We start from the raw sequence: 19,921 nt of genomic DNA, 5'->3' as shown, positions 1-19,921 counted from the left end.
TGCAAATTATTCTGGGGCAATTCCTTAAATCAGCTCAATATGCGGTTAAATGGTCAATTACCTCGACACCTTTGCCGTTGCAGCCATCAATTTTTTCTGCTGCTCAGCCTGCACATGCCTGAGCCATTGCCTGGCAGAACGCTGCACTCGTTCACGCCCTGCCTGGTCACGGGCGTTGATAAAAGCCTGCTCAGCGCTGGCATAGTCCCCTTGGTGGAACCTTGCCATGCCCAGCAGTAGCCATACTTCGGAGTCTTTGTTGCCCTGGTTATCAAGCACCCGTTGTAAACGGGTTGCCGCACTCTCCCAATCACGCATGCTCAGAAAGGTCCTGGCCAGCAAAAGATCGATTTTTTTATCGTTATGGAGCGACGATGCCCTGACCAGAACCTTGATGGCGCTGTCATTGTTCCGGGCCCGGAGCCAGGCCTGTGCCAGAAGACGCAGATTCTCTGCGGACGCTTCAAGGTGGTTGCTGTCGATGCCGTAACCCAGCACCGCAGCAGCTTTTGCTGGCATGCCCTGCTGAACATAGAGAATGCCCAGGGCTTTCAGATGAGAAGCATTTGTCAGTTGTCGTTTTTCATAGAGACTTTCCAGCAGGCTGGTCTGCCTGGCCTGTTGCCCAAGCTGGCTGTAGGTTGCCGACAGAGCCAGGAAATAGTCCGGTTTGCCAAAAAGTTCTACCATCGTCTCAAGCACCCGGGGGGTTTTTTCATAATCATTCTGAGCCTGATAGCTGGCTCTCAACAGTTGCAGCCAGCTTTCCTCGGGTTGATTGGCCTGCTCAATCACCGACTTAATCAAGGCAGCAGACCTGGGATAGTCAGACAACTGATAATGACAGTGAGCCATCAGGACCTGAAGGCTGTTATCAACATGACGGCTATCCGCTGCAACATCAGCAGACCGGATTTGCTCAGCATACGACAGTGCCTTACGATACCCGGCTTCCATAAACCAGAGTTGTGCCAGTGTCCGATGGGTGCTGATCAGCAAAGACTCAGGAATATCTGCCTGTTGCAACACCACCTCATAGGCGCTGATCGCGCTGGGAATGAATCCACGGAGGTAATCCACATAGCCTGCCAGATTCCATACCTGTGCTTTTTCATAGGCTGACAGCGAGTCGTCTTTTTGCAGGCTGGCGATCAGCTGGCCCGCCTCAGCATAGGCACCATTGAGCGTATGGGCCCGGGCCACTTCCAGAGTTTTATACACTGGCTGCGAAAGTGCGTGAGTATTTCCGGGGCTGGCCTCAATCGGAAAAACTGCCGACAACAGCCCGATAAAACAGCAAAGCCTGAGCCAGAACATGACTGTTGTGTGTTTTACATGCGGTGGTAAATTCCATTTCACGGTCATCACTGTATCCGGTAGGTAAACTGATTACGAAGCCCAAAGACCTCCACCGCCTGACCATCAACCATTCTGGGTTGATAGCGAAAACGAATGGCAGCCTGAACAGAAGGCCTGTGAAACAACCAGCTGTCACACAGAGACTCAATCACGGCGACATCACGCACCGAGCCATCCCGGTTCACGGTATATTCAACGGTACACTGCCCTTCGATGCCACGGTTCAGGGCACGCTCGGGGTAGACCGGTGCCACTTTAACAATGGGCAGGTAGTCCGCTTCTTCCATAGCACCCAGGTTAAACCCAAGATCGTTCATGGCGATACCGGGCGCTACTGTGGGCGATGGCAGGGGTATGTGCTCAAGCGCTGGCAACTCACTGGTAAAGGCCGGCATGGGTGGTGATGGAGGGATAACCGGCGCTTCGGGTGGTGCTGCCTGCTGTTTTTTTGCCACTGTTGTTTCAACGGTTTTAACGCGCACAAAATCCAGCATATCCCTGGCCGACGGTCGATTAAGATGACTTTCCGAAGGGGAGATCAGTGCCTTCATCCCCAGGAACATTAACAGGGCGATAAATGAAGCAATAAGAGCTGCCAGAATCCGGGCAAAAAAACGGGGCGATAGATTCAGCAACCCATTGCCTGGCAGGGTAACCTGCCGGTGAAACATCAGGAACCGGCCTCCCGCGTAGCAATGGCCAGGTTCTCCACCCCGGCAGCACGTGCCGCATCCATAACCGTAATCAATGCCTCATTACGGGACATTCTGTCGGCTTGAATCACCAGGGTGCCCTGGGGATTCTCACTGTGCAATCGCTCGATATTGGCCCGAATGCTATGGCTCTGGACCTGACGCCCATCAATCCAGAAAGTGTCGTCTGCCCCAAGTGCCACCAGTATGGCGGCACTTTCCTGTTGCTTCCCGGTTGAGGCCTGGGGGCGATTCACCTCGATACCGGTTTCCTTGATAAAGCTGGCTGTCACTATAAAAAATATCAGCAGGATAAACACAACATCCAGCATGGGGGTCATGTCGATATTGAGTTCCTGATCCTCCTCCTGCTGCCAGGCAAACTTTCTCATCTCGTTTCTCTCCCTTGCTCAGTCACACTCAAGCCTGTGTCCATCGCTGGTACAGAGCCCTGGTTCTGCGACAGACTCAGCTGCCGGTTAAGGTAGTCCCGCTCTTTATTGCAACGCTGCTTTAACCAGAGCATCGCCAGCAGCCCCGACAGCGCCACCACCATACCGGCCATGGTGGGAATGGTGGCCCTGGAAACACCGGCAGCCATCGCTCTTGCATTGCCGGTACCTGCTACTGACATGACGTCAAACACTGCCACCATACCGGTCACTGTCCCCAGCAGACCCAGCAGGGGGCAAACGGCAATGATCGTTTTTATCAATGGGATATTTCTGTCAACCCGGCCCATGGTGCACCGGGTCAGGCGATTGCGAAGCGGCTGCTCGCTTTTCGGCAAACCCCGTGTGTGCTCATGCCAGCCAGCAATCACCTGCTGTACCATGGCACGGTGATATTTTTTCAGAGTTTGCGGGCAATCTGTAACCCCTTGTGCATCTGTCGACGGTATTCAGAAGGGTTCAGGGAAACCCATTGGCGCCGCCCGGGATTCCAGGCTCCCATCCGGTCCTTTGCGGGCGTCTGATAAAGCAGCGCAACTCGCCCGATTCTCAGAAACTCCACCGGGAGTGTTTGATTATCCAGCACCATTTCCCCCCGATAGGCCTCGATGGTCCTGCCGTATTTATTCTCTTCCTGGTAGGCTGCAAAGACATTCGCCAGTTTGTCAGCGGTAGCAACATCCGGGTCATTCAACATGGATTTCAGGTTATCCAGTCGCTGTCGCCTTTCTAACGGCAGAAAAGGGACATCCAGTCGGATAAACTGCTCCAAACCTGTGATCATACGATCAATCAGGGGGATGACCTGTCGCTCAATATCCACGGCCCGTTCAATCGAGGCATTGATTTCGGCAATTTCCCGCTGTTGTTCATCCACCTGATTCAGCAGAATCCGGTTATAAACCTTAAGCCCCTCCAGCTGTTTCATCTGTTGCAACCACCGGGTTTCCATCCTGTCCGTCTCATCATCGATAGCCTCAATGGTTTTCTGTGCCTGTTGATTGGCTGCAATCCGTTGCTGCCCCAATGCGGTCAGATCATTCACTGATGAACTGGCCAGCGTGTTGCCCCAGACGCCCAGGGCCAACAGCATGGCGGGCAGGTAACGGGTTGGCTGTATCCAGCTGATGCCAGCAACAGCGGATTTCCTTTTTCTGCGCTTTCCTGCAAGAAGGTCTCTCACGGCTTACTCCAGGTTTAATGCGGTTTGAATGGACTGCCACGGGATATATTTGAAGTTCTGTGTCGCTTCCGGCATTCGGTTACGGCCATCCTGAACCACCAGCATCCCCCGGGGAAAATGCGTACCCAGCCTGGCACTGGTGACGTCCAGTCCATCGGTCTCTGAAGCACCATCAATGCCTGCCCGGGCGTTAATCCCAACGCGGAATGCTCCCCTGACCTGATAGGGTGCGTTGGCATCGAGGACCAGATAGCTGTCGTTTCCCTGACTGGAGACAATCAGATAGGCGTTGCCCGGTTGCTCATAGACGGCAATGCCCTCCACGTCGTCTTGCAGCAGACTTCCTGTCTTAACCACCGGAGAGAGAAACGTTCCTGCCGAGGCATCGGCCCCAATCGTCCAGACCCCCTCACTCTCCTCCCCAACAAACAACACCCTCTGTCGGTCAAACGCCACACAGCCTTCCGGTTGAGAGGCGACGCGGAAGCTGCGAATCTTCCGTCCGTTAATTTTCTGACCCTGCTGATAGAGTTCGTATTGCTGATAACGACCGTCCTTATCATTGACAAAAACATGCATCGCACCTGGCTCTGGCTGATACATGCAAAGTCCATAGATTTCAGACAAGTCAGTTGCTACAAGACCGGCCTCGGACACTTCGCCACTGTCCGGGTGAATACTGAATAACGCAATGCTGTTACTGGAACGGTTACTGGCTGCGGCAAGATCAATCAGCCCAACAGCAGTGGAGAAACCGTATCGAACATCGACGTTGTTCAACCGGCCACTGGCAAAGAACTGCAACTCATTGCCGCTCAGGTCATAGATATGCAACCCCTGTTTCTTATTGGTGCCAATGACACGGCTGTTTGCCGGGTCTGCGTGATTTACCCAGATCGCAGGATCATCCGCAACGTCACCATGCACCCCCACGGGTCTGGTCTGAACGACAGGTTCAACTGTGACCATAACAGGTGGTGCAGCTTCAGGAAGGTTTTCAATAATGGCCTCAGGCCACTTTATAAAAGAGTGAAAGTACTGATCCGTTTCATCGTCGTATAAACCAAGATAAAAAACCGACGCAGTGTGTTGATCGCTTGCGGGTTGATAAACCGACAGCTGCTCCGGGGTTGCAATACCAGACAGGGAGCGGCGGGAGTTTTCCACCACATTGGCATCAGCATCCAACAAAAAGCGGTAAACTGTTTTTTGTTCCGGATCTATGGCCAGCAATCCATTCGGGATGGCAGCAAGCCCCGTGACCATAGTATGCGACAGTGATAGCGGCTTCCTGGTTGCCCCGGACTCTGGATCCGCTGGATAAATCCATATGCCGCGCTCTTCTTCCAGCACAAATAATCGGGAATTGGCATCATCCACCGTGCAGGATGAGCTGCCGGGTGGCAGACTGAACTCCCTGATTTTTCGCGGCATCACTGTCTGGCTGGCACTATCCAGCACCAGCCACTGCTCGCCACGCCCCGCGCCATCCACCAGAAACAGATGGATTAATTGCTGTCGATCCCGAAACAGACAGATATCTTCTATTTCAAAGTCTGGAGCGGGCAGTAACGCTTCCCTTTTCAGGTGGGCTAGCTGGCCATTCACCGACACTATCATTGGTCGATTGGCCGCCGTGTCCACCGTGGCGGCAAGGGATACAGAGGCTCCTGCCAGTTTCACGCCGTGCCGGACAGCAAGATGCTCCGTCTCACCCGGGAGGTCATCCAGAGAGACGCCCTGACGATCTAGCAACAGCGTTCCCTGTTGCTCGCTGGTCGCCAGCCACATTTCAGGCCCTTTGTCGCCAACCTTTATGGGGATAATGGTTTCCCCCGACAGGTTTGACGTATTACTCATGGCTCTGGCAAGAATGACATCATCCGACCCGGTCAAAGCCGCACAACCAGCAAGCAGGCTGATCATGACAGCCCCACCAACGGCTCTGATAACACCGTTGATAACGATAAAGTTTTTTTTCATTGTTATACCACTATCAAAAATTGCTCAGGGTCAGACCCAGTTTGTAGGTGCGACCATACGCTTCATACTGGGCGTTATAGGCGGAGCTGCCGGTGTATTTATAAAAGGCGGCGTCATTCAGGTTAGTCACCTGGAAAAAAACCTGTACCTGATCGTCTACCTGGTAACGACTGGTTAAATCAATCTGGGTATGGTCATCCACATAAAGGTCATAGCGTGAATCAGCAACCCGGGTTATTTCATCCAGGTAGTGGGACTTGTAATTGGCTGCGAGACGCAAACTGAAGCGGTCCATTTCATAACCCAGCTCCACATTGGCCGTAACATCTGACTGACCGGGCAATTTCACATTGCGAGTAACCAGGTTGCCACCATTGACGCCTGTGACGTCGGCACTGGAATCAGTAAACGTGGCGTTGGTATTCAGCAGCAATCCATTCCAGGGCGGAGGCAATTCGGAAAACTGTTTAGAGTAAGCCAGCTCAAGTCCATACACCTTACCCGAATCACCGTTGACCGCGACCCTGGCCTCGGAATAGGCAGCATATTCGCCCGTCCCGCCCAGATCCGTGGTATAGATGAAATTCCTGAGATCCTTATAGAATACAAACGCTGAAAATACTCCGGCCCGTCCCAGGTAAGTCTCTATGCCAAGATCCAGGTTACTGGACTCCGTGGGATTGAGCGCCGGGTTACCAAACTCAGCCTTATCTCCCAGCTCCACCACATACCCTGGCCTGGCCTGTTCAAAGGTTGGCCGGACTACCGAGTTGGTCCAGGCTGCCCTTATCAGCTGATGGTCGTTTATACGATAACGGGCGTGGAAGGCAGGCAGCCAATGTCGATAGCTTTTATCGCTGGTTTTGGCTACTGCCAGACTGTTGTCTTGGTCATAGCCAAAACCACGGATGGTAAACTCTGTTCCTTCATAGCGGATGCCGGTCAGGAAACGCCACCGGTCAATAGCCACTTTCCCCATGATATACGCGGCATCAATGTCTTCCGTAATCCGGTAGTCTCCGATGGTGGATTTTTCCTCATCCAGTGTTGCAGGAAGACCACTGATGGCATCCCGAACAGCATCGGGATTAACCGACGGACCAAAGTTACTCAATGAATAATCCACACCACCATTGACGAAACCGGTCATCGGCTGATTAATATTTTCCACCAGCCAGACATCTTCCGAAGCTTTTTTGTCACGACGACTGACCTTGCCACCAAACTTCACCATGGCCGGGCGATTCTGCCAGTGGAAGTCTTTGGAAAGATCCAGCTTCACGCTGATAATCTGGTCATCGGTCTCGGCGGTGGATTTTTCAGCTTCCGTAAGTGTGTAACTGGATGCCTGGTAAAAGTCATCGGGTCCGCTGACAACCGATTGACTTCCATCGGTATAGCTGAAGTTGCCGGTAATGCCTGTTCCTTCAAAAACAGACTCAACACTGTCTGGCTTTTTCTCTTCGGCATGGCTGAAGCTGGCACTGTATTCCATGGTCCACTCCCGGTGACGGGAGCTGCCCCCGACCACAGCAGAGACAATCTGCTGGATCTCTTCCCGGTCTTTCAGCTCCCGTTGCGCTTCACCACCATCAAGAGCGCCGGTAACCCCTTCTGCCAGACCGCCAGCAAACGCCATTGTTACCCGGTCCCTCAGTTCAGTGTCTTTAAACTTGCTATACAGGGTTCTCAGGTAGAGGTCATTATCGTTATCCAGCCGGTAATCAACATTCAGCGTGGCTCCCAGCCGTTCACGTTCAATGTCGTAGTTTCTCAGCTCAACTTCATCGAGTAACGGCGGCGTGTTATCAAAATTCCATGCACCACCGGTCTCTATATTTTCAGAACCGAATTGGCGCTTATTCCAGCTGAAAGCTCCTGCCACGCCAAAATTATCCTGACCCTCCCCCACGCTGAAACACTGACGGTGGCCGCCAGGCCCGGGCTATTCTGCCCGGTATCCCCATGGTGGGATCCATCGCCACTGACTTTGTAAAAAAAACCATCCCGGTCAAAAGCTGACAGGCTTTTGATATTCACAGTGCCACCAATGGCGTCAGCGTCCATATCCGGAGTCAGGGTTTTGATGACCTGAAGAGACTCAAGCAACTCCGACGACACAACATCAAGGTTAACAGCACGGTCACCGCTGTCTGGTGAGGGCACCATAACCCCATTGATAGAAACCGAGTTAAGATCCGGTGACAATCCTCGAATACTGACCTTACGCCCTTCACCCTGATCCATTTCAACCGAGACACCAGACACCCGACGCAAGGCTTCTGCCACGTTGGCATCGGGAAGCTGTCCGATAGCATCGGCATTAACGGCACTGATAATCCCATCGGCAACTCTCTGCTGGTTCAGGGCCCGATTCAGGTTAGCGGCATGACCTACAACCAGTACTTCCTCGGTTGCACCGGCCATGACCAGCTTAAAGATCTCAGTTGACGTCTGACCATCATTGACAGTCACTGTCCGAGCCAGGGTTTCTGCGCCCAGGTATTGAACCGTTAAGGTGTACTGACCCGCTTTGATGGCAGGGAACGAAAACGTTCCTTCACGATTGGTTGATGTCTCCAGGTTTAATTCTTCCAGACGGACTGAAGCTCCCTGCAATGCCACCTGACGCCCTTCAGTCACTAACCGCCCTGCAACCTTGCCAGCCGCTTGAGCAACCATTGGGTATATCGAAGAACTGATCGCCAGAGCCAGCACAGCAGGCCTGAACAGATTGTTATTCATTGAACATGATTTCATGAATCGCCCCGGTAAATTCCATTTGTTTTTTGTAAGTCTTATGCAGTCTTACTCTAGGACTATCAATTGACAGTTTTGTTACAAAGGTCTTTCACACCCTCGATAAAGGCTATTCCGATACCGGCTTGATGCCCTTTTTGAGCTGATATGACTGGCACCCCCCACTGGCAATTTACAGATTCATGACCGGTTTATTGCAATCAGACAGGTTGATGAATGATTTCAACATCCCTTTGACAAATTTTTCCTGCCTGTCCGCTCCATCTTATGAGCTGATTTGACTGGTTATCCATATCAAGCCTCGGCAATCAAATTTTCATCAATCCGTCACAAATGATTAATAAATGTCCTTTGTAATAAGTAGTTAACCAGGAGGCTGTCCGGGAATATTATGGATATACAACAACAGAAGCCGTGGCTGGAAAACGACAGTCGATTTATAAAAGCGCACCAGCAACCGGCAGTATTGATCGACCTGGCAAGCAGTCGGGGTATTGAAAAGCATCGGTTACTGCGGCATACCGGGCTATTTTACGAGGATATTATTACGGGCAATGTGATAATCAGTCCTGAACAGTTTCTTCAGCTTATCAGCAATACCAGAAAGCTGCTCAAAGGTGATGATGTCAGTTTTCTATTTGGACACCATGATGGCAGCCATCAGCCAGCTAAGCCGCTGGCTGTCAGGTAACAACCCGGTCTGGAAATACACCATCAGTCAAGCGCCGCCTGAATATATCGAGCAGTACCATGCTCATCTTGGCGAACACATAACCTTTAATGCCCAGGTAGCTGAACGGTTAAATTTCAGTGACACCAGTAACTTCCGCAGAGCCTTCATCCGATGGACAGGCATCACACCAACGTTGCTAAGTAATTGTCCTTAAATAATTCCGACATTTAGAACTCACTCTCCGTTCATCCTGAGCGGAGTCGAAGGGTGCCTGGCACAATCTATCATGCCTCGGAGTTAACGCCCTTCGACAGGCTCAGGACGAACGGAGTTCGGAGGCTCCGAAATGTGTAAATTATTCAAGGACTATTCCTAAAAACCTCCTGTTTCTAATCAACTACTTCAAACTTGACCTCAGCATCTTTTTCCAGCCGCTCAATAAGCCGGTCACCAAACAAGGTGGACGTTGTCCAGAAACCGCCCGCTTTAACGCTCTTCTGCTGGTTATCGTGCAAGTCCAGGGCCAATCCTGCAGCCACCTGTCCCAGCATTCTGGCGGTAGAGCCATACCCCGGATCGCCCTGACCAACAACACGGGTGCGAATTTCCTGGCCATCTGCTGTTTTGCCCAGAAAGCGAATATCATAAAACCCGGTTTTCTGGGCTTCGGGAGAAGGTCCCTCACCCGGTTTGGGTAACACAAATCGCTCCATAAACCAGCGGGTTGGCTTAATCACCATAGACAGCATAAACAGGCCCAGCCCGCCTACCAGAGCGGAAGACTGTAAACGACCTTTGAAACCAGCCCCCATCAGCATGGCTTCGCTGTACCTGAAATCCCTGCCATAAGGAAATTCAGCCAATGCATTGGAACGAAGGACCACCCGGGAATTAATGCCAGCCATAATGAAGGGTGCCAGCCACGCCCCAAAGCCGGAATCATACGTCGGTGTTTTAACAACTTCCTGTCTGGCCTTCAAGCGTTCATTGTCAGGGCAGAGCAGATAAGGGTTGGCCAACTGTCGGCGTAATGCAGGGTTATTTGCCGCCTCACGAGTAAGGTTAGTCATACTGGCCAGCGTGCCACCGGATATACCTCCCCTGGCGGCTTTCACCCGCATGCTGATATCTGAACAGAATGAACCCAAAACTTCCCTGGCTTTTTTCTGGGTAAAGTACACGCCCATATCAGAAGGTATTGAGTCAAAGCCACTGCAATGGACAATGCGTGCACCACTGTTGCGTGCCGTTTCCTCATACCGGTCCAGCATCTGTCGGATCCATTGCACCTCTCCGGTCAGGTCGCAATAATCAGTACCACTTTCTGCACAAGTCTTGACCAGTGATTCGCCGTAAAGTGCGTAAGGTCCCACTGTCGAGACAATGACCCGGGTTTGCTGGCACAATGCTTTCAATGAAATCTCATCAGCAGCGTCAGCCAGCAGCACAGGTAGCTCAGGCTGTTGCAATTTCTGCTTTAACTGAGCCAGTTTGGCTTGAGAGCGCCCTGCTATCGCCCAGTTAAGGCGTTCCTGGTCATTGTCGTTAAACCTATCAACCAGGTACTGGCAAAGTAGTTGTCCAACGAAGCTGGTCGCTCCGAATACAATTACATCAAATTGATTATTCATAAATTCAGGAGATCTCTGTACTTTGTCGTTTTTATAAGAGACATACAGCCTACAGAATTGAGTATGAAAATGAAAAAGATAAAAGAGATATAGTCAAGGACCATCCACTCAATAACGCCGGGCAGATTATCATTTTGAACTTATGAGTCATGAATGGGTCTCTTTATGACCATGTAAATCAAAAAAGTTGGTTAACTTTATGAATCCAGGTTTTCCTCACCAGACAAGCAGTATTTATTACCCGACAAGCTCCGCGCCAAAGCAAACAGCTTACGGTCAATCTGCTACCAATGGCCCAGATCCAAACGGAGCCGTTCAACATGAACGGATTAAAATCACCAGAACCATTCGAACAGAAGGCCTTAAGCCCGATCTGCATTGCTGTCATTCAGAACAACCTTCAAGCAACCCGTTACAGCCCGGTAGAGTTAGAGCTGACTATGCACACCAGCCATATTTTAATCAGCAGCCCCTGAACTACCCGCCAACCAACCGATACAGTAACACCTCCCTGACCTCAGCCAGCCAGTCCTACCAGCCCATACCAGCCCATCAGATTACTCGCTCTGACAGCCATCTGGACAAGGTACAATGTAACCAGGTGTTGGCAAAACCCGCAACAGATCTACAAACACAAAACGAAATTACTGACCTCCTGAGTGAGATTTGTGACAAACCATCCGTTCAACCACAAAATCAAATGGGCAAGACCGGCTCATCCTTTACGACTTACCCGCCTGCGAACATTCATGCCAGTCATTCTATTTATCCGGGCACGCGGTTTTCAGACACGACAGAGTCAGCCTTCTGGCACTTTTCGCAGGGCAATCAAGCCTTTCATACTTCGTATCCTGGATTCGGAGCAGGCGCAAATGCCAGTATCATGAACTACGGACAGCAGCCCCTCACACCAACAATCGCACAATCAGAAAACTTTATACCAAGCCCTCTCCTTTCATCCCCAAGAAAGCGTCTGCAAAATCAGGACTTGGGTCATCAGGCAAAATTTGGTGCATTTACTCCCACAAAACCTTATCTCAACACCATGGCTTACAACAGCAATTCAACCACAAACTCAAATGGTGCCAATTACCAAAACTCATTTACTGCTAACCAAATGAACCACTGGATGTACTCAAACGAACTGCAACGTCTAGCGAATACCCAGCTTGCTTACTCAGCCGCCAGTAGTGATTATTTCCAGCAGCAAATGGCTCAGACCGCAGCCTACAAAAGCTATATGACGCAAAACCTCCCAACACCACAGGTACAAAATCGTGCTCCCAGACCTTTACCTCCCGGGCAGTCAACAAGGCCTGAGCACTCGGCAAACAGTTATCCTGTTCCGGTTGCGTCACGTTCTGCTGATCAACCAGGCTCATCATCCCTGAATGCTCCCGCGAACAAATCAGCACCACAAGATTCCAATACTTTGCAACTAAGCACGGATTACCCTGATACCCAGACCAAAAATACCAGTAAAGAAACACACACCCCGTCACCGGAAAGTAAAGCATCTGATGACAGTGACAATGAGGTTGATTTTAATTGGCAAGCTCCTGAGTTTCACAGGGAGTCTGACGAGATTGTGTCATTAATCCACGGGACCGAAAATCTATTGGGTATACAAAAACTGGATTTGCCCTGGATTACCACCGCACAAGCATTGATTATTGCCGCAGATGCCATTGACGGCAACATAACCGAAGCCACGATGCATATATTGCGATTAGGCCTTTTAATGGACCAGCCAAATGAGCCAGACAATCCACTTGAGGATGTCAACCCGGAGATGGCCAAGCTAGTCAATGACTGGTTTGAGCAAAGCGAAGAAGACAAAATAGAATCTGAATACTTTGAATTGCTGAATTCCATTAATAGATATAGACGAACGAAAGGTGAACCAACATTGCAGAAAAGCACTTCTTGTAGCAGCGTTCTTGAAATAGCTAATGAAATATTACAGTCTGAAAGAAACGCAATGAGTAGTGATTATTTACCACCAAAGCGTGAAAGAGCCTTCCTGCCTGAATACATCCAAACTGCCTTAAAATACATTCAAGGTGACTTAGAAGGAAGCAGACCACCCGCAAGTAAGGAGTCAAGAGAAAAGTAACTGAACTGCCAAAATAGCTATTGCCCAATTGATCAGCACCTTCCCGGGTTGAAATGCCTGGGGCATATCTTGAACCTGCAAGCACTCAAACGCGGAGCTACGTCTTCATGAGAAAGGAAAGACCTCAGCTACTCCGACATTAAGATGACAATGTCAGAAGTGACATTCAACAGGAAACATTTAAACGGCACAGTTAGAATAAATCCATCAACCAATATGGAAATATCCATGACCCCAAAGAGGGAGTAGAAAAAGTTTTTGAAAACAAACGTTCATGACGATGGTTTGTCACCCTCTGTCATGAAAGCTTTAGCCACAATGTCACGGAGACACAGAGGAAAAGCATTTTTCTGTTCTCCGTGTTTCTGTGCCTCCGTGGCAATTTTCTTTCACGGCAAAGGAAGGAAATATGGCGGTGAGGGAGGGATTCGAACCCTCGATACGGCTACAAACCGTATACTCCCTTAGCAGGGGAGCGCCTTCAGCCTCTCGGCCACCTCACCGGGAACGATGGCTATGTTACCCTGAGCACCTTGAAAAGCAAGTTTTTTTTAACCAGGGAATTTTTTAGCCATCTTCCAAAGCCTCAGGTATGTGCTGTTTCCTGACCCGAAGTTGCAGGAATCTTCCAGACTAAAACAGTACTGAAATTTGAATCAGCGTCAGGATCCCTTTGCTCATTGATGCAGTAGATAAATAAATGATCACTGCTGGGGCTAAACTTGACCATTCCAACGCGATAATCCAGTACTATCTTGTCTTTTTCTACCCATTTGCCGTCAGCATCAATACCCCAAAGCTGCACAAGGCCTGGCTGGTGTTGGTCGTTACTGTCTAGTTTGTTGCCGTAGGTCAGAAAATGATTTTCTGGACCATTAAAATGGACTCCTTTGATCCCGTAGACACCAAGGGTCGGGTTCGTCTGCGCCAGCTTGATCCACTCACCATTCGTTTCACGCCCGAGAATACTGGCGGTGTCCAAACTAGTGCTAAAGGCAAGGTTCCCTGAATGGGAAAACTGGGCATCAAGAATATGATCTGAATGTTTAACCACCAGTTGTTTATGCGGTTTTCCCTGACTGTCCAGGCCCTGAATTTTGAGGTTCCTGCTACTAAGATCAAGGGTCAGTACACTGTCCTCCTGAGCGTTGAAGGCAGCATGGGAAATCCCCATCTGATAATGACCTACCCTTGCTTTCTCAACAAGATTACCTGCCCCATCATTACCCCAAATGCAGGCAAATTCCGAACCAAAGCCATAGCTCAACATCAGGTCCTCTGAGGGGCTGAAGATGATGTCGCTACTGCCAGGGTGCTCAAGGGTTTGAGCTTTATCTGGCCTGCTGCAGTCGAAGACTTTATAGATGACATTGGTCGATCTGTAGATGGTTTCACTGCCGCTGCCCTCTGGTTTATAAAGACTTGCCCGTAACTTACGCCCGGAGGGACTGAATCGAGCATAGGCACAATCCTGCAATTCAGTTTTTACGACCCAGGCACCGTCATCATCGCGGCCAGAAATCAAGGCATTACGATCTTTATCAAGAGTCAACGTGTGTTGGCCGGAGGCATTAATGGACGCATAAACTACGCTTCCCTCATGCTCGTTGAGGTGATTTAACCTACCTTCAGGATGACTGATTTCCCCAATCTGCAACCAATTGCCATCAGCATCGCATCCCATAAAGACTTCCTGGTTACCCTCGGTCAAGATCAGGGCATGCCGCTCATCATCACTGAACTGGACGCTTAAAATCTTGCTGTTGCACTCAATGGTCTTTATTTCCTCCAGACACTTGTTCTCATCATTACAGCTCCAAAAGGTCGCTGTGCTGCCCTCGCACGTCAGTAAACAATTGCTCCTGGCCCCGAAGCATATTTGAACAGAATCCTGCATCGGCCAGTGATGGATCTCTTTATTCTGGGCCAGAGGGGTCCAACGGCCATTGATATCCTCCCCCCATACACTGATTTTACCGGTTTGAACATCCCTGGTTATGATCTTGTCCTGCAAAGGGCTGAAGCCTGCCATCTCTTTAGGGCTTTGTTCATTCCCGGGGGTGTGCTGAAGCGCCACCTTCTCCTGACCAGGATCAATATCTTTACTCTTACTCACCAGGACACTGCCATCGTGGTTGTCACTCAGCATTGTGAGTCCCGACTTATTGAGCTGGTAACGCATGACAGCGTCAGGAGCCAGGGACATCCATTTGTGTTCATCCAGCCATTTGCCATCCGTACCCGGTCGCCAGATGCCAAGGCGATAATCGTCCCTGGAGCAGCCATGGATAACCAGGTCTTGACCCTCTGGGCTGAAACTGGCATCAAAAACACCGTAATTAAAGCTGAACTGAGCTTCTAATCGCAGATAATCTGTCTGGCAGTGGAAGATATCTTCCACCATTGGGTCAATTGTGTTCGGCTGCCTGTTATTGACCGCAACATCCAGTGGCTGTTCATGCTCTTGCATTGCACCGGGCAAACCATCTTTTGATGACTGCTGCATCTTGGAAATAGGCAGCTCGGCAATCTTGCGTTGATCGGTAGTAGTGGTGATACCCGGTTCAGGTGGTAGATCTGGTGTCAACTGTTTCAGCGATGGTGTCGATGCAGGGGCTATCTCGATGCATTTATTAAAGACCTCCGCTGGCCCATGCAGTTTTTTCAGATCCTCATGCAGCTCACCGGCTTCTGATCTGGCCGCTGGCACACTGATTGCTAATGTAGGATGCATGATAAATAACTCCGGTCGTATTGACAAAAAGGGGACTATTCAATGAGGCGATGAGTCAGAAACACCCTTTATTGACTGTCTGACCATTCAGCTTCTGAACTGTAGATCAGCGCATTTGACAAAAGTTCCTGCCTTGAGAGATTTTTTAATTCAGGGTCATGATACCATTTGACCAAATACAGATACAAAAAAGCCTGACAAACTGTCAGGCTTTTTGAAACTGTCTGCCGGAATTATCAAGGTTCCCTTAATCAAATCAGAGATATAAACGACAGTTTAATAATTATCAGTAAGACTCGTAAGATTCAGACTCGTATCCGGACTCGTAACCTTCATCTTCTTCATAAGAGCGACCAGCTCCGCCTTTCTTGTGCTCTTTTTCTTTTTGAATTCTCTGGTAAATTTCTTCCCGGTGAACTGCAACTTCTTTTGGTGCGTTAACACCGATACGAACCTGGTTACCTTTAACACCCAGAACAGTGACAGTGACCTCGTCCCCTACCATCAGTGTCTCTCCTACGCGGCGAGTCAGAATCAGCATTTCAATCTCCTTATTTACATCTCTGTTAAGTCAACAACCGTCAATTCTGAGCACGCTGGTGCATTGGTTAGAAGCTGATGAAATCACCCAAAACGATCGCGTGAAATTACACGACACCAACCCCAGTACAGACATTATTTCACATTAAATTGCCTGACCTTTAAACTGCTTTAGTACTCAGTTCAAAGTAATGAAGTATATGCCAGCTCAACCGTTCATGCTTAAGAATTACTCAGCAAACCCAGTCTAGTCACCAAGTTCAAGATTTCCATTCGTATTTCTACCTGCCGGAAATGGTTATTGGGCTTGATAACTCTACGCGCTTTACTTTTGACTGCTTTTGAATACCTGTTGCTCTTTCCACCCTCGCTATTTCAGGTGGGTTTGGAGCGGAAGAGCCCCCTTACGAGGCTCACGATTTTAATTATGTTGACGTTTTAGACCCCATTATCTTCCATTGGTTCCCTGTCCAGCTGAAAAGCCGAGTGGAGCGCCCGAACAGCGAGCTCCAGGTATTTCTCTGCAATGATAACGGAAACCTTGATTTCGGACGTTGAGATGATCTGAATGTTAATCCCTTCAGCCGCCAGCGCTTCAAACATCTTGGTGGCTACCCCCGCATGGGAGCGCATGCCAACGCCGACAATGGAAACCTTGGCGATTTTCATATCACCGTGGTATTCACGGGCTTCGAGCTCTTTAACAATCTGCTCAACCACCACTTTTGCCCGCTCATAATCATTACGATGAACGGTAAAGGTGAAATCGGTGGTTTTGTCCTCAGCCGTATTCTGGACAATCATATCCACTTCAATATTGGCCCGGCTGACCGGCCCCAGAATCCGGGATGCCACACCGGGAATATCGGGCACGCCCTTAATGGTCAGCTTGGCTTCATCTCGGTTGAATGCGATGCCGGAAACTACCGGTGATTCCATGGCGATACCCTCATCCAGTGTAATCAGTGTTCCAGGACCATCCTGGAAGGTGTGCAGAACTCTCAGGTTAACATTGTATTTGCCAGCAAACTCGACAGCCCTGATCTGCAGGACCTTGGAGCCCAGACTGGCCATTTCCAGCATTTCTTCAAAGGTGATCTTGTCCAGCCGGCGGGCTCCCTCAACCACTCGCGGGTCAGTGGTGTAAACACCATCGACATCCGTGTATATCTGGCATTCATCAGCGTTCAGGGCCGCTGCCAGGGCTACTGCCGTGGTATCCGAACCTCCCCGCCCCAGGGTGGTGATATTATTTTCTTCGTCACGCCCCTGGAAACCGGCCACCACAACCACACGCCCCAATTCCAGGTCCCTGACGATATGCTCGGTATCAATGCGCTGGATGCGGGCCTTGGTATGGACACTGTCAGTAACAATAGCTACCTGACTACCGGTATAGGACGTCGCAGGGCAGCCCCGCTCATTCAGGGCCATACTCAAAAGACCGATGGTCACCTGCTCGCCCGTCGAGAGGATAACATCCATCTCCCGTGGCGTCGGCTGTGACTGCATGGATCGGGCAAGCTCCACCAGTCGGTTGGTTTCACCACTCATGGCAGAAACCACAACGACCACGTCGTGCCCCTGTTCGCGGAACCCTTTGACCTTATCAGCAACACCCTGAATGCGTTCAGTGGTGCCTACCGAGGTGCCGCCAAATTTCTGTACTATTAGCGCCATTTTATTCGTTCTACTTCAATCAGCCATGACCCGGAGGCTGACCGGGAATAGAGCGCCTTACTGCGAACACTATTCCCGGACAGCCTCCTGATGATCAAGCTTCCCTGTACCAGCTTCCTGCTGCAACAGCCCAACATAATTTACAGAATACAGACATTCAGAAGCCGGACAGCAAAAGCTGCCATCTCTATCATTCAGAGGATGGCAGAATGTACCATGAATCCCCCCCGGGGTGTATGCCTCAAAGCAATAAAAAACGGGCTGACCCAAAGGGAACAGCCCGCTTTTACGCTGACTTGTCAGAATAGGTGACTGCTCCCCGCCCTATCGGGCGAGGCTTCTGATTTCTCAGGCAGCAACCGACAGTACGCCGGATTTACGCTTGCCTCCATCAGCAGAAACGGACAGTCCTTCCGCTTTTAATTTCAAAATGCCCTGATTCTGGATGTTCTTCGCTGCATTCACATCCCGATCATGGGCTGCACCACACGGACAGACCCATGTTCGGATAGTCAACGGCATCGTTTCCTGTTTTAAACCACAACAAGAACAGGTTTTCGAGGATGCAAACCACTGATCTATCTTCACCAGATGTTTGCCCTCCTGCTTGGCCTTGTATTCCAGCTTGGTCAACAGGGAATGCCAGCCAGCATCAGCAATAGAACGGGCAAGACGCTTGTTCTTCAGCATGTTTTTGACCTTTAGCGTTTCCACAATCACCGCTTGGTTTTCGTCAATGAGTTGTCTGGAAAGTTTGTGCTGAAAGTCGTTACGGGCATTGGCTACATGTTCATGAGCCTTTGCCACCAGTAAACGGGCTTTAGCCCTGCCCCTGGAGCCTCTCTTGCATCGGGACAGGGCTTTTTGTTTACGCTTCAGGTTACGTTGAGCATTCTTGAGGAAGCGGGGATTGCCGGTCTTATGGCCGGTACTGGTGATAGCCAGATCAGCAATCCCCATATCAATACCAAGAACCTGTGATGCATTCAGATCGGTTAGTGGGTTTGGCTGCGCCAATCCATCATCGACCAGGATTGAGGCATAATACTTGCCGGTTGTTGTCTTGCTCAGGGTGATGGATTTCACCTTGCCGGTGATCTCTCTGTGTACTCTTGCCTTGATGGGCAGACACTTGGGAACCTTGATCCAGTTTTCACCAACAGCGACAGACATGCAGTGATAGCTACTCTGCTTGCCTCTCTTTGATTTGAATCGGGGAAATCGGGCTTCCAGTTTTGGATTAAAGAAGTTCTGGAAAGCGGTATCCAGGTTAATAATGGCCTGCTGCAAAGCAATAGAATCAGCATTCTTCAACCATGAGTACTTCCGGCTTTTCTTGGCCGTTGCCAGCAATGGCTTTAGGTGCTTCCTTGGTGAAAGGTTTTGATTCCGCACCTTGTAGTAGTGAGTCTTGATAGCCAGAGCCTTATTCCAGGCGAATCGGACAGCATCAAACTGACGGTTGAGAAAATCCGCCTGCTCTGCTGTTGGATAGATTCGTACTTTGGTGGCTCTCAGCATGGTTTGATATTTGAGTGCTCATTAATATAATCGTTATATTACTAGCTATTAATGGTCATTATCAAGTGAGTGCGCAAAACAAAGATTTGTTAAAAGACTACCTTCGACGCAGGCATAGTGTAACCAAGCTGGTTGTTCATTTAGTGTTCACTACAAAGTACAGACGCAAGCTGTTTGATGGGTACATGATTCAACAATTACGTGATGCGTTCGAGAGTGCCTGCGTAAAATTGGAGTGTGATTTGCTGGAAATGGATGGAGAGAAAGACCATGTCCATTTACTGATTGCCTACCCACCGAAACTGGCTGTCAGTGTCATGGTAAACAACCTGAAATCAACATCATCAAGGCAATTGCGAATATTGAACACCCACCTTACGACTCAAAGTAAATCAGGCCGGTTATGGTCAAGGGCGTACTTTGCTTGCAGTGCAGGAGGGGCGACTATCGAAACTCTCAAAGAGTACGTGAATAGTCAGAGTACGCCTGATTGATAGTGCAAACCTGATGGCGGAAGGCTCTACGCCTTCCCGTCTTATATCCCCGCCCGATTGGGCGAGGGTTTACGACGATTTTGCTAACCATCCTGACAAAACC

16 protein-coding genes and 1 tRNA gene are annotated in these 19,921 nt (G+C 49.9%); 3 read left to right on the top strand and 14 right to left on the bottom strand.

Annotated elements, in window-relative coordinates:
* Positions 1-57: 57 nt before the first annotated feature.
* Genes CX664_RS12820 through CX664_RS12785 form a run of 8 tightly spaced genes read right to left on the bottom strand, consistent with a single transcriptional unit; the run spans position 58 to position 8,429 of the window.
* Positions 58-1,365 carry a tetratricopeptide repeat protein gene (locus CX664_RS12820; RefSeq protein ID WP_101747108.1) on the bottom strand — a complete coding sequence of 436 codons (1,308 nt, stop codon included), beginning with the start codon at positions 1,363-1,365 and terminating at the stop codon, positions 58-60.
* Positions 1,365-2,030, bottom strand: coding sequence for an energy transducer TonB (locus CX664_RS12815; RefSeq protein ID WP_101747107.1), 666 nt, complete (start codon positions 2,028-2,030; stop codon positions 1,365-1,367). Before CX664_RS12815 ends, CX664_RS12820 begins: the two co-directional genes overlap by 1 nt.
* Positions 2,030-2,443 (bottom strand): ExbD/TolR family protein, encoded by a 414-nt coding sequence (locus CX664_RS12810; protein ID WP_101747106.1) that lies wholly within the window; start codon positions 2,441-2,443, stop codon positions 2,030-2,032. The genes CX664_RS12815 and CX664_RS12810 overlap by 1 nt, the downstream gene beginning before the upstream one ends.
* On the bottom strand, positions 2,440-2,874 hold the full coding sequence (locus CX664_RS12805; protein WP_241693403.1) for a MotA/TolQ/ExbB proton channel family protein: 435 nt from the start codon (positions 2,872-2,874) through the stop codon (positions 2,440-2,442). The genes CX664_RS12810 and CX664_RS12805 overlap by 4 nt, the downstream gene beginning before the upstream one ends.
* A gap of 29 nt (positions 2,875-2,903) precedes the next feature.
* Complete coding sequence (locus CX664_RS12800; protein ID WP_101747104.1) at positions 2,904-3,686, bottom strand: DUF3450 domain-containing protein; 783 nt, start codon at positions 3,684-3,686, stop codon at positions 2,904-2,906.
* 3 nt (positions 3,687-3,689) lie between these two features.
* On the bottom strand, positions 3,690-5,669 hold the full coding sequence (locus CX664_RS12795) for a phytase (RefSeq protein ID WP_101747103.1): 1,980 nt from the start codon (positions 5,667-5,669) through the stop codon (positions 3,690-3,692).
* A 13-nt stretch (positions 5,670-5,682) separates the two neighbouring features.
* Positions 5,683-7,554 (bottom strand): TonB-dependent receptor, encoded by a 1,872-nt coding sequence (locus tag CX664_RS12790; protein WP_180966483.1) that lies wholly within the window; start codon positions 7,552-7,554, stop codon positions 5,683-5,685.
* On the bottom strand, positions 7,503-8,429 hold the full coding sequence (locus tag CX664_RS12785) for a TonB-dependent receptor plug domain-containing protein (protein ID WP_101747138.1): 927 nt from the start codon (positions 8,427-8,429) through the stop codon (positions 7,503-7,505). The genes CX664_RS12790 and CX664_RS12785 overlap by 52 nt, the downstream gene beginning before the upstream one ends.
* A gap of 391 nt (positions 8,430-8,820) precedes the next feature.
* Between CX664_RS12785 and CX664_RS27015 the strand changes: the two genes are divergently transcribed.
* Positions 8,821-9,120: a hypothetical protein gene (locus CX664_RS27015; protein ID WP_206679247.1), complete on the top strand. Its 300-nt coding sequence runs from the start codon at positions 8,821-8,823 to the stop codon at positions 9,118-9,120.
* A 371-nt stretch (positions 9,121-9,491) separates the two neighbouring features.
* Here the strand turns inward: CX664_RS27015 and CX664_RS12775 are convergent, their stop codons facing one another.
* Positions 9,492-10,733 (bottom strand): saccharopine dehydrogenase family protein, encoded by a 1,242-nt coding sequence (locus CX664_RS12775; RefSeq protein ID WP_101747101.1) that lies wholly within the window; start codon positions 10,731-10,733, stop codon positions 9,492-9,494.
* A 199-nt stretch (positions 10,734-10,932) separates the two neighbouring features.
* On the opposite strand from CX664_RS12775, the gene CX664_RS12770 reads away from it, so the two are divergent.
* Entirely contained in the window at positions 10,933-12,849 is a 1,917-nt protein-coding gene (locus CX664_RS12770; protein ID WP_101747100.1) for a hypothetical protein, read from the top strand.
* A gap of 410 nt (positions 12,850-13,259) precedes the next feature.
* Here the strand turns inward: CX664_RS12770 and CX664_RS12765 are convergent.
* The 5 genes from CX664_RS12765 to CX664_RS12740 all read right to left on the bottom strand — a co-directional run bounded on the left by CX664_RS12765 (position 13,260) and on the right by CX664_RS12740 (position 19,324).
* Positions 13,260-13,352 (bottom strand) — tRNA-Ser (locus tag CX664_RS12765).
* Positions 13,353-13,435: 83 nt separating this feature from the next.
* Positions 13,436-15,583: a WD40 repeat domain-containing protein gene (locus CX664_RS12760; RefSeq protein ID WP_101747099.1), complete on the bottom strand. Its 2,148-nt coding sequence runs from the start codon at positions 15,581-15,583 to the stop codon at positions 13,436-13,438.
* Between the two features lie 286 nt (positions 15,584-15,869).
* Positions 15,870-16,124, bottom strand: coding sequence for a carbon storage regulator CsrA (csrA, locus tag CX664_RS28135; protein ID WP_101747098.1), 255 nt, complete (start codon positions 16,122-16,124; stop codon positions 15,870-15,872).
* 437 nt (positions 16,125-16,561) lie between these two features.
* The gene (locus CX664_RS12750; RefSeq protein WP_101747097.1) at positions 16,562-17,803 is read right to left on the bottom strand and encodes an aspartate kinase; all 1,242 of its coding nucleotides are present in this window, start codon (positions 17,801-17,803) and stop codon (positions 16,562-16,564) included.
* Positions 17,804-18,151: 348 nt separating this feature from the next.
* Positions 18,152-19,324 (bottom strand): RNA-guided endonuclease InsQ/TnpB family protein, encoded by a 1,173-nt coding sequence (locus CX664_RS12740; RefSeq protein ID WP_101747095.1) that lies wholly within the window; start codon positions 19,322-19,324, stop codon positions 18,152-18,154.
* Positions 19,325-19,389: 65 nt separating this feature from the next.
* Between CX664_RS12740 and tnpA the strand changes: the two genes are divergently transcribed.
* Positions 19,390-19,818 carry an IS200/IS605 family transposase gene (gene tnpA / locus CX664_RS12735; RefSeq protein ID WP_101747137.1) on the top strand — a complete coding sequence of 143 codons (429 nt, stop codon included), beginning with the start codon at positions 19,390-19,392 and terminating at the stop codon, positions 19,816-19,818.
* The last annotated feature ends 103 nt before the right edge of the window (positions 19,819-19,921 follow it).

It is taken from the genome of Endozoicomonas acroporae (assembly GCF_002864045.1).
GTDB classification, from domain to species: Bacteria; Pseudomonadota; Gammaproteobacteria; order Pseudomonadales; family Endozoicomonadaceae; genus Endozoicomonas; species Endozoicomonas acroporae.
The sequence above is the reverse complement of the archived record's forward strand: the minus strand, read 5'-3'. Positions and strand labels throughout refer to the sequence as shown.

What these genes read in the sequence shown, in the direction of transcription:
- CX664_RS12820 (WP_101747108.1), bottom strand. Translation starts at nt 1,365, where the DNA reads ATGACCGTGAAATGGAATTTACCACCGCATGTAAAACACACAACAGTC.
- CX664_RS12815 (WP_101747107.1), bottom strand. Translation starts at nt 2,030, where the DNA reads ATGTTTCACCGGCAGGTTACCCTGCCAGGCAATGGGTTGCTGAATCTA.
- CX664_RS12810 (WP_101747106.1), bottom strand. Translation starts at nt 2,443, where the DNA reads ATGAGAAAGTTTGCCTGGCAGCAGGAGGAGGATCAGGAACTCAATATC.
- CX664_RS12795 (WP_101747103.1), bottom strand. Translation starts at nt 5,669, where the DNA reads ATGAAAAAAAACTTTATCGTTATCAACGGTGTTATCAGAGCCGTTGGT.
- CX664_RS12785 (WP_101747138.1), bottom strand. Translation starts at nt 8,429, where the DNA reads ATGAAATCATGTTCAATGAATAACAATCTGTTCAGGCCTGCTGTGCTG.
- CX664_RS27015 (WP_206679247.1), top strand. Translation starts at nt 8,821, where the DNA reads ATGGATATACAACAACAGAAGCCGTGGCTGGAAAACGACAGTCGATTT.
- CX664_RS12775 (WP_101747101.1), bottom strand. Translation starts at nt 10,733, where the DNA reads ATGAATAATCAATTTGATGTAATTGTATTCGGAGCGACCAGCTTCGTT.
- CX664_RS12770 (WP_101747100.1), top strand. Translation starts at nt 10,933, where the DNA reads ATGAATCCAGGTTTTCCTCACCAGACAAGCAGTATTTATTACCCGACA.
- CX664_RS12760 (WP_101747099.1), bottom strand. Translation starts at nt 15,583, where the DNA reads ATGCATCCTACATTAGCAATCAGTGTGCCAGCGGCCAGATCAGAAGCC.
- csrA (WP_101747098.1), bottom strand. Translation starts at nt 16,124, where the DNA reads ATGCTGATTCTGACTCGCCGCGTAGGAGAGACACTGATGGTAGGGGAC.
- CX664_RS12750 (WP_101747097.1), bottom strand. Translation starts at nt 17,803, where the DNA reads ATGGCGCTAATAGTACAGAAATTTGGCGGCACCTCGGTAGGCACCACT.
- CX664_RS12740 (WP_101747095.1), bottom strand. Translation starts at nt 19,324, where the DNA reads ATGCTGAGAGCCACCAAAGTACGAATCTATCCAACAGCAGAGCAGGCG.